The 10,537-nt window shown below is 38.7% G+C and carries 8 protein-coding genes; 1 reads left to right on the top strand and 7 read right to left on the bottom strand.

The annotated features are described in order from the left end of the window. Positions 1-316: 316 nt before the first annotated feature. Genes B2V92_RS23510 through B2V92_RS23490 form a run of 5 tightly spaced genes read right to left on the bottom strand, consistent with a single transcriptional unit; the run spans position 317 to position 6,358 of the window. Positions 317-1,294: an L-histidine N(alpha)-methyltransferase gene (locus B2V92_RS23510; protein ID WP_293312701.1), complete on the bottom strand. Its 978-nt coding sequence runs from the start codon at positions 1,292-1,294 to the stop codon at positions 317-319. Positions 1,295-1,301: 7 nt separating this feature from the next. Further along, entirely contained in the window at positions 1,302-2,450 is a 1,149-nt protein-coding gene (egtB, locus tag B2V92_RS23505) for an ergothioneine biosynthesis protein EgtB (RefSeq protein WP_293312699.1), read from the bottom strand. After that, a complete protein-coding gene (locus B2V92_RS23500; protein WP_293312697.1) occupies positions 2,450-4,021 on the bottom strand; it encodes an ABC transporter permease/substrate-binding protein in 1,572 nt (523 codons plus the stop codon). Before B2V92_RS23500 ends, egtB begins: the two co-directional genes overlap by 1 nt. Further along, the gene (locus tag B2V92_RS23495; protein ID WP_293312695.1) at positions 4,014-4,973 is read right to left on the bottom strand and encodes an ABC transporter ATP-binding protein; all 960 of its coding nucleotides are present in this window, start codon (positions 4,971-4,973) and stop codon (positions 4,014-4,016) included. Before B2V92_RS23495 ends, B2V92_RS23500 begins: the two co-directional genes overlap by 8 nt. Before the next feature lie 2 nt (positions 4,974-4,975). Then, on the bottom strand, positions 4,976-6,358 hold the full coding sequence (locus tag B2V92_RS23490; RefSeq protein ID WP_293312693.1) for a mercuric reductase: 1,383 nt from the start codon (positions 6,356-6,358) through the stop codon (positions 4,976-4,978). A 183-nt stretch (positions 6,359-6,541) separates the two neighbouring features. Between B2V92_RS23490 and B2V92_RS23485 the strand changes: the two genes are divergently transcribed. Further along, a complete protein-coding gene (locus B2V92_RS23485) occupies positions 6,542-6,676 on the top strand; it encodes a hypothetical protein (protein ID WP_293312692.1) in 135 nt (44 codons plus the stop codon). 475 nt (positions 6,677-7,151) lie between these two features. Here B2V92_RS23485 and B2V92_RS23480 read toward each other — a convergent pair whose 3' ends face one another. Continuing rightward, positions 7,152-7,787, bottom strand: a complete 636-nt coding sequence (locus B2V92_RS23480; RefSeq protein WP_293312690.1) for a SatD family protein — start codon at positions 7,785-7,787, stop codon at positions 7,152-7,154. A gap of 360 nt (positions 7,788-8,147) precedes the next feature. Next, positions 8,148-10,537: M1 family aminopeptidase (locus tag B2V92_RS23475; RefSeq protein WP_293312688.1), on the bottom strand; the 2,390-nt coding region annotated here is incomplete at its 5' end.

Here is a 10,537-nt window from a genome sequence, read left to right as displayed (position 1 = left end):
GCGCCAAAGTACCCAAAGCGCTTTGTCAATCCGGCAATGTGCTTACACACAAGCCCAAGCGCATCAAAAAAACAGCGGCACTTTTGTTTTGTGCAGCAGCTACTAGGTTAACGGTAATGTTAAACGAGCACAAAACCACTGCGTTTTAGGTTTGGTAATGCCAATTGTACTGTTTTGCAACTGTTTTTTTGATTTCCCTGCACTTGGGATTGACGGGCGTTCTTCGGAAAAGCCTATTAGTGCTTCAAAGCAAGCTAGCGCAATGCCCTAAAAACTTTTAAAGAACATATTCACATACGAGCATTTTATGGCAAAATCAATCTACCCTCCAAATGGCATCAACAAAGTACTGATGCTGATCAAAAAATCGCTGAAGCGGTTTAAATCCCGTTTTTTCGGCCAGCTGATCGATATCATTCAGTGAATATTTCTGGGAGATTTCCATGCAAACATACTCGTTTTCGCCAAAATGAATAGCGTTTTGTCCAATATTCACAATCTGCTTTTTTAAGCTGATCAGATAGCTTTTACAGGCTCCTGATTCTGGATCGTAACTGGCATAATGTTCAAATTGATCGATATTAAAATCGCCATCAAGTTCTCTATTAATGCGTTGAAGCAGATTAAGATTAAATGATCTGGTAATGCCTCCTTTATCATTATACGCAGCCAAAATTTGCTGTGGATTTTTTTTCAGGTCGAAGCCGATAATCAATAGGTCGTTGGGAGAAAGCAGCTGCTTTAACGAGGAGCAGAACCTTTCGGCCTCTGCAATGGTCATGTTGCCAATATTCGCGCCCATAAACAACACCACTTTTCTACGGCCGGATAATTCTGTAGCTCTTTTCAGCATATCAAAATAATCTCCATTTAGCCCCTTAATATCTAACGTTGGCAGTTTTTTAGGTAAATTTTCTTCGAGATCCGAAATTACGTGTTCAGAAATGTCTATCGGCAGGTAGCTAAACTCCGACTGTTTATCGAGCAATGATTTTAACAGGTGAATGGATTTAGTGGCATCGCCCGCCCCAAGTTCGATCAGATCAAAAGCGCTGCCATCGGCAGATATGGCCTGCGAGAGCTGTGCAGACTGATACTGGAGGATTTCCATTTCTGCATTGGTGAGGTAATATTCCTCCATTTCCATAATCTGCTGAAAAATACGATCGCCGGTAGCATCATAAAAATACTTCGAAAGCATAAATTTCGGTTCGGCGCGTAATCCGGTTAACGTTTCCTGAAGAAATTGTGTTTTGTTGTCTGTGGTTGTTTCAATGGTGGTGGTTGTGCTCATAGTGGGATTATTTTACCAGACGGATGCCTGTGTACTGCCATCTTAAATGCGGATGGAAGAAATTTCTGTAAGTAATGCGTGAATGATTTTTGGGAGTAGCTACCGATGCGCCACGGAGTACCTTTTGGTTAACCATAAATTTGCCGTTATACTCGCCAATAGCGCCAGGAGCCTTGCTAAAACCCGGATAAGGGAGATATGCACTTTCGGTCCACTCCCACCTTTCGCCCCAATTAAAGCTTTTTGCAGCTACTTCCCATTCAAATTCGGTCGGTAAACGTAAGCCTTTCCAACTGGCAAAAGCATACGCTTCGTAATAGCTGATATGGCTTACCGGAGCATTTAAATCAATGGGCAAAAGTCCGTTTAATGTATAATTAAACCATTCTCCATCAATTAAATGCCAGTACATAGGTGATGTGATGTTGTTATTCTTTACCCAATCCCAGCCTTCTGCATGCCAGTAGTTAAAGTTTAAATATCCTCCAGCATTGATAAACTCCAAAAATTCGGCATTGCTCACCAATGTTTTGCTGATCGCAAAATCGTGCAGGTAAACTTTATGCCTGTTTAGTTCATTATCAAAGCTGAAACCTACTCCGTTATAACCGATTTCGTAAATTCCTTCGGTGAAATTGATAAAACCAGGTTCGGCTTCACTTGATAAAACCTCTTTTTTCTCATTGGAATAAACGGGAAACAGCGGATTATTGCCTAAAATATACTTAATATCAGTTAACAGAAGCTCCTGGTGCTGCTGTTCGTGATTAAAACCTAAAATCAGCAACTCCTTCACCTCATCTTTTAAGGGGGCAGCTAAAAATTTAACCATAGCCTCATCAACATAAGCCCTGTACTGGTAAACTTCATTTACGCTCGGACGACTTAAATTGCCCCTATCGGTACGGATCACGCGGTTTCCAACGGTTTCGTAATAACTATTGAAAACGAAATTATAATCATCGTTATACACCTGATAATTAACAGAAAACGGCTTTAATATAAAGGTTTCGAAGAACCAGGTGGTATGGCCTAAATGCCATTTGGGCGGACTTACATCCGCAACAGGCTGCACTACATAATCTTCGGTTTGTAAGGGTTCACAAATCTGCTCGGAATATTTCCTAATCTGCAAGTATTCTTCTACCAGTTCCATTAATTTTTATCTAGATAGTTTTTAAGATCTGAGATGCTATTCACATTCAGTTCTTTTGATTGTTTTTTGCGCATCATTAATGCGTAAGCATTGTTAAAACCAATTGGTTTTAGCCATTTAATTTTAAAGTTCTTTTCAAATTCCCTGCTCACGTAAGCATAGGTCTTCTCCTTATCGTGTCCCATTTCCTTTGCGATTTTCGGATCCGGCTGTAACAGCACCAATAAGCCCGTTCCTGTATACTCGGGATAAAAATCGATCTGATCATTCGTCAACGCATCAAAACAGATTTTTGTCCCGCCCAATCCGGTTTTAGTGGCTACATCGTAATCCGTATTCCCTTTAATCAGCATACTGTATATTTCGGCAAGGATATATTGTTCACCAAAAATCTTCGAACCGATCCTCACGGTACCGTTATGTCCGTTTTTAGCCACCTTATATAAACCATTGCTGATCAGGAAATCTTTGGCTACCCTTTCAGGCTGTTGGTGCAGGTAATCGGTTTTATAATTCAGGTCGGTCATAATCGAATCTGTAATTTTCCCGGCGAGTAAATCAAGTGTTTTTTCCAATTCAGGGAATTTCTTTAAAGCTTCTTCCCTAACAATCGGCGCCGCGTAATATGGAGGAAAAATATGTTTGTCGTCATCTAAAATTTTCAGGTCGAAAGCTTTTAAACGTCCATCGGTCGAATATCCGCTGATCACATCCAGTTCTTTAGCAAAAGCGGCTTTGTACATCACCGCATCGCTGATTACAATCGTATGGATTTTTAAGCCATAGGTTGACTTTAAACCAAGATCTCCATCTTGTCTGCCCATAAACTCAGGGGTAAATCCGGCCGTTAAAGTAGAACCATAAGCGGTAGGCAAAGCATAAAAAGCACCCAAAACCAAAATCACTACTGGAAAAACATACAAAGCTTTCCTCAGCTTCTTAAAATTCATTTTTTGTATAAGGGAAAGCAAAGCATCGAGTATAATGGCCAATAAAGCAGCAGGAATAGCCCCGGCCAAAATCATATTGGTATTGTTGAGTGAAATGCCGCCAAAAATAAATTCGCCCAATCCACCCGCAGCAATAAACGATGCCAGCGTGGCTACACCCACATTAATTACCGTTGCAGTACGGATTCCGGCCAAAATAACGGGCATTGCAAGCGGTAATTCTACTTTTAGCAGAATTTGGCTTTTGCTCATGCCCATTGCCCTGGCGGCTTCTTTAACATGCAAATCGATCCCAATAATACCTGTATAAGTATTCCTGATAATCGGCAGCAGGGCATAAATAAGCAGCGCTACAATGGCCGGTTTAGCGCCAATCCCTAAAACAGGGATCATAAAACCCAGTAAGGCAATGCTTGGTACTGTTTGTAGCACACCCGCAATACCCAAAACCGTTCCCGAAAGTTTCCTTTTTCTGGCGATTAATATGCCTAATGGTAAACCGATGGCGATGGCAAAAAGTAGAGAAATAAAGGTTAAACCTACATGTTGTAAAGTCTGACTAAGCAGTTTATCAGATTGCCCGGCCATAAACTGCCATAAGGTTTGCTGTTGCTCATTCATGTACCTGCCCGTTTTGAAACTGGTTAAATCCTTTGGTGAGTTGTTCGAAATTGATCAGCTTGCTTTCTTTATTATTGCCTGTAACCAGTAGTTCAGACCTATCGTTATTCCTTAATAATTCCATAGCCTCCCATATACTTAGATCAGCAGATTTACTTCCGCCATCTTTCAGTATTTCTTTAGGTAAATAAGACCAAATATCCTGTATATTAACTACTTTAAATTCTAAAGCAAGCCTCTGACTGGCTAAAAACTTTTTGGCAAAATCATTTACCGGCTGATAAAGTAATTCTTTTGGTGTGCCGATCTGAACCACCTCTCCTTTATCCATTAAACAGATGCGATCGGCCAGTTCGAAAGCCTCCTGAACATCATGTGTAACCATCACAATGGTTTTTCTTTTCAGTTCTTCGAGTGCTTTAAATTCTTTCTGGATACTGGCACGCGTAACGTTATCCAAGGCCCCAAAAGGTTCGTCCATTAGCAGCACCGATGGATCGGTAACCAAAGCACGGGCAAGGCCCACACGCTGTTGTTGCCCTCCGCTCAACTCATGTGGAATCATAGTTAGTGTACTTTCCGGGAGATGGAGTTTTTGGATCAGCTCCTGTGTACGGTTTTTGATTTTTTCCTTATCCCATTTTAAAAGTTTGGGCACAAGGGCAATATTCTCGGCAATGGTATAATGGGGAAAAAGTCCGATGTTCTGCATCACATAACCTATTCCTTTGCGCAACATATCCGGATCCTGATTGGTAATAGCTTCGCCATTAATCATAACCCGCCCCGCATCGGGCTCAATTAAACGGTTGATCATTTTTAAGGTGGTGGTTTTGCCGCAGCCGCTAGTGCCCAGCAATACCAGCGTTTCCTTTTCAGCCACTTTAAAAGAGACCTGATTAACCGCCTGGGTATCTCCAAATTTCTTACTTATCCCTTTTAATTCGATCATATCTATTTATGGATTTTCATAAAAAGGTTATTCAGCGATTCGGTATAGGTAGGATGCGCAAAAACGCAATACCTGATCCGATCGTAGGTAATACCGCCTTCCATGGCCATTTGGAGGACCGACATAATCTCGCCACCTTCTGAAGCCAAAATAGCGGCACCCAATATCTTTTTTGTATCGGTATCAACAACGGCTTTCATCAAGCCCAAAGTTTCGTTGGTTTCGATACCACGGGCAACATAGCCCATTGGCAAAACAGCAACTTCGTAATTCAAATTCTGCTCCTTTGCTTCTTTTTCTGAAATACCGATTCTGCCCAACTGCGGATCGGTAAACATGCAATATGGTACCGGCCTATCGTTGATGGAATAATCTGTTCCTTCAATCAGGTTACGGTACACAATGGTGTAATCGTTATAGGCAATATGGGTAAACGCCGGACCGCCTTTTACATCTCCAAGGGCATAAATCCCTTTAATATTGGTCTCGAGTTTTTCATTAACTAGAATATGTCCTTTGTCATCGAGTTTTACACCACATTTTTCGAGGCCTAAATCAGCAGTTTGCGGTATGCGTCCGGCTGCGATAAGTAAATGACTTGCCGTAATGTTTTTCTTCGTTTTACCGGATTCTATTGCAATTTGAAGCTGGTTCTTATCCTTTGTAATTTTATCGACTTTCACATGGGTGATAATTTCGATTTTTTCGTCGGTTAAAATTTCAGTAAGGGCTGATGAAATATCCGGATCCTCTTTGGCAATTATACTGGATGATTTTTCCATAATGGTTATTTTACTGCCAAATCGATTGAACATTTGCCCAAATTCCAATCCGATATAATTTCCTCCGATGACTACTAAATGCTCCGGAACTTCATCAAGTTCTAAAATTGTTGTCGAAGTGAGATAATCAATTTCATTTAAGCCTTTTATATCAGGTATAGCCGTTTTTGCTCCTGTATTGATAAAAATAAGATCGGCTGTTACTTTTTCTTCACCACCACCGTTAAGGGCAATAGTTAATTCCTTTTCACCACTAAATTTAGCTGTTCCAAAAATAAGCTGAAGTCCTTTGGTATTATTGATTCCTTTTTCTGATGATTCCCTGAACTGTTTTACGATATCATCTTTACGCTGCTTGATCTTTTTGAAATTGATTTTAACCGACCCGATCTCTACGCCTAACTCAACTGCTTTTTTTGCCTGATAAACTGCCCTCGCAGAAGCCACCATGGCTTTTGTGGGCGTGCAACCATCGTTGATACAGGTACCACCAACCAATCTTTTTTCGATAATGGCGGTCTTTTTTCCAGCTTCGGCGAGTTTTTTGGCCAATGGTGTGCCTGCCTGCCCCGCTCCGATAATGATGGCGTCGTAATGTTTCATGGATAGGATTTGTTTTGTTGTAACTAATAACCTGAAAAAGCAGATCAATGTTTTACCGAACATGATTTATTCTTACGCAGATTATATTCTTAAAGTTCAACTAAAAAAGTTACAAACCATATTGAAAAACCGACGTTAGATAATTATAGACATTAAATTGACAAATATTAAACCTTTTGCAACATGCACACTCAAGCCGCAGACAACACGAACCTTACCGTTTATATCCAGGATGATCTTTCGATTGAAGATAAAAGAGAATTGGTTTTAACCAGTTTATTGGATGATTTGAATAGCCAGACGGAGTCTTTTAATTAGGGATCAAGACTTAAATAATTGCGATGAGTGGACACGATCCTGAATCGAATAAACAAAGGACTTGGCTGCTCTTGTCGCATCAAAATTATTTAATTAACTTATTTTTATTTATTTAGAAACCGATTTATACCATTTTCAATATCTCCAGCATGATTCCAGATACAAACATAAAATAAGGAAACTGTAACAGAAACCATATTGCCTATTAAATAATAGTTATTAAATTTTTCTGTCTCACCATTTTTATCGTCATGCTTTAATCTCGTGGCCAATTTTAATGCACTGAAGAACGTTAATGCATGTGGAATGCCATTAAACATAAAAATTGTGAGAAAGAGACGTTCGATGAATCCCCTACTAATGGATTTCATATCTATTTCTGATTTTTTGTAATACTGTTGCGCAATAAGCGAAAACAAAAAAGCAAGAATTAGCTCGCTTATTACCATAAGCATGGCTATAATTAAGATTGAGATCATGTTAATTCTGATATGTAATTTATTATTGATTTAACTGAAAGATATTCTTCTATTTTAAGACTTTTTTTTCTTTTCCATATCTGAGAACGGGTTTTTCCTAATTCTTCAGCAACTAGCTTATAATCACTTAATTTAATAAATTTGGCAATCAAATCATAATCCTTGCTAATTTTCCAATCATCAACAATGCTTTGGTATAAAAACATGCCACTTACCAAGGCCTTACTTTTAGGCTTATTTCTAAGATTAAAATAAAACCTATTATTTGACCCTTTATTTATTGTTAATTCTTCTCTAGCCTGTGTTAATCCGTCACCAAGCATTTCATACGCGATGTTTTTATTGATTGGGGTATCTATTGCTCCTTCAACCAGTACGAACCTAAGTTTAAATCCAGCATCAAGATCTATAATTTTTTCCTCGATAAAAAACATCAATTTCACAGCTGCGTTAGCACTATTCACTATACCCTGGAATTCATCTCCTAAGGTAATGGTCATTGGAGATAGCATTAGCTCTATATTTTCGCGATTTGCTTCATTTATTACTTTTTTAAAGTTATTCATGAGCTTATTTTGATTACTTTTTCTGCTATCAACTATATCCGCCATCAATATAAAGTAGTCTTTCATACTATTTTATCTATAATTTTATATCAAATATACTGAAATAATCATACTTATTTCACAAATAATGAAACAATAACAATTATTTCATTATTTGTGAAACAAATAATTATTTGCCCAATACAGCATCTGAACAATAAATATTTAAAGAATTAGCGAGGAAATATGGTTGTAAAATCATGCAGTATGAAAAAACCTATTGTTAGGTATGAAGCAAACCCTATATACATGATATTAATAGAAAAGGGCAAACAAATTAATGTTTACCCCTTTCAATCTAAATTAACGCTCTCGCGACAAAAGTAAAAATTCTCCGTTAACCTTTATGTAACAAAATCAGCTACAAAAGAAAACTAAGCTTTTAAATTAACGCATAATCTGCCGTGCCCTATGAAGGTTATCGGTAGCTTGCAAAATCTTATCTTTTAGTTTTGGATTGTAATCGGGATGAGATTTTAAAAACTCCTGCACAACAGCATAAGCCTTTTCGCTATTATAATTAGAAAATACAGCCGAGAGCCAGGATTGAGGGAAAAATATATCTCCAGTTTTTTGTATTTCAGCCAATAAATCCAAACTCTCTCCTAAATATTTTGCTGATGTAACCTGCCTGATTGGATGATGCAAATATGCCAGGGCAGTGGTTACCCAAGCCTCTTTCTGGCGATTTTTACGGTCTTTCAAACTATTAAAGAAATTATCACGTTCTTTTACATCCAACGACAGCGCAGGCATTAAATAAATCAGCCTGTTTTTACGGTCTTCATTTTTTGTGCGCGATAACTGGTCTTTTAAAATGGTATTCGCAGTATCCGTTTTAAGTGCTAAAGTTAAAGCCAGTGAGCTATAATCATCTTCTGAAAGTTTAATTCCTTCAGGAGCGGTTTGTTTTAACCAGATATTATACAGGCGCCTGGCTGCATCAGCGCTTTGATATACATTCTGATAAGCATTAAATAAGATTTTTTTGTTATTTGCCATTTGCTGCTGATCTATAGCATTCCAAATGGTTTTCTCTAGTAAAACATTGATCGACTCACGTTTTTCAGCTGTGAGGAATGTCCAGTAAATATTGGTCATATAACCCACTAGCAAACGCAGGTTCATTTCATTTTTTTCTACCGTGATGCCTTTAAGCAATACCACCAACAGTTCGTAAGGTTTAAAACTTTTGCCCGAGAGCATATTTTCATAACAGTTAATGTAAGCAGATGCCCGCTCTAAAGGATCGGTGATATTATAAATATCAGCCATCATATGCTGATCGATCGGAAAAAGGCCATAACCTGCCCCATTGGCATTAAATAAAATATATTGGGGCTTAGCTAATCCTTTAGCTTCTGTTACAATTGTTTTAACCGTTTTGGCATTTACACTTAAAACTTTGCTACTGGCAGGATAAACCAACTTTACAGAGAAAGATTGCGGCCAAACCCTTTGCCCGCCGGTTTCGCCTGTTTGGTTAAGGATTAAATCGCTTATTTTGTTGCCATCATATTTAATATCGTAACTAAAAACAGGTCTGCCAGGCTCGTTTACCCAAACTTTGTTCCAACTGTACAGATCGCTTTTAGTGTATTTGCTCAAAATGGTTATCAGATCGTTCCAGGTAGCATTGCCGTAGGCATATTTTTTAAGATACTCCCTAATACCCTTCTGAAAATTATCTTTGCCCATCAATAATTCCAGTTGACGCATCATAATCGGTGCTTTATGGTAAATGATGTTGCCATACATGGAGCCGGCTTCCTGTAGATTATCCAATTGCTGGCGGATGGGATTTGCACCCAAAGTCCTGTCTACGCCGTAAGCAGCCGGGTAATGATCCTGCAGGAATTTAAGATCGAAAGTGCTTTTGCCCATTAGCTTTTCGGTTACTTTATCGGCCATAAAATTGGCAAACACCTCTTTCATCCACACATCGTTAAACCATTTCATCGTTACCAGATCGCCAAACCACATGTGCGCAGTTTCGTGCGAAATGAGGTTGGAACGCGAAATAAACTGATCTTTCGTTGCCCCCTGATCCAAAAACAAAGCCGACGCTTTATACTGCACCTCGCCCGGATGCTCCATACCGCCGAACTGAAAATCGGGAACCCCTACGAAACCAACTTTCTGAAAAGGGAATTTTATCGCTGTCCAATCTTCCAAAAAACCAATAGCATCGCTGTGGGCTACAAAAACAGAATCGACACTGAGTTTTATCTTTGCCGAATCCGTTTCGCGGTGAAGGAATTCCATATCGCGATCTTTCATTTTTTTATTAATGAAAGTATATTTCCCTGCAGTAAAAGAGAACAGATAGGTTGGTAGTTTATCCGAATTTTTAAAGTGATAAGTTATCGCATTGGCCTGCACCAACGAATCCTTTTTTGCTGCATTAGCCATTACTTTCCAATCAGTTGGAACAGTTAATGAAAGTAAAAAATTAGCTTTTAAATCCGGTTGATCGAAACAGGGAAATACCGTCCGGGCATGGTCTGGAACAAAAAGTGCATATAGAAAATCCTTATTCCTGTTCAGCGATTCGTTTCCAGCTATAAAAGCAATTTCGATATGGTTAATACCTAACTTTAAATATTGTTGATCGACGAAAATATGTTCGTCTTTAAAATCGATGGCAGCTGCTTTTCCGTTAACAGAAATCGTTTTTAAATGATCAACATTTTGTTTAAAGTCTATTTGCAGATGAGTTAATTTATTCAACTTAAAATCAATACTTTCTGTCGATTGAATTGAAGCGCTCTGTTCAG

It is taken from the genome of Pedobacter sp. UBA5917, assembly GCF_002432345.1.
GTDB lineage: Bacteria > Bacteroidota > Bacteroidia > Sphingobacteriales > Sphingobacteriaceae > Pedobacter.
Note: the sequence above shows the minus strand (reverse complement) of the source record. Positions and strands in the feature narration are given on the sequence as shown.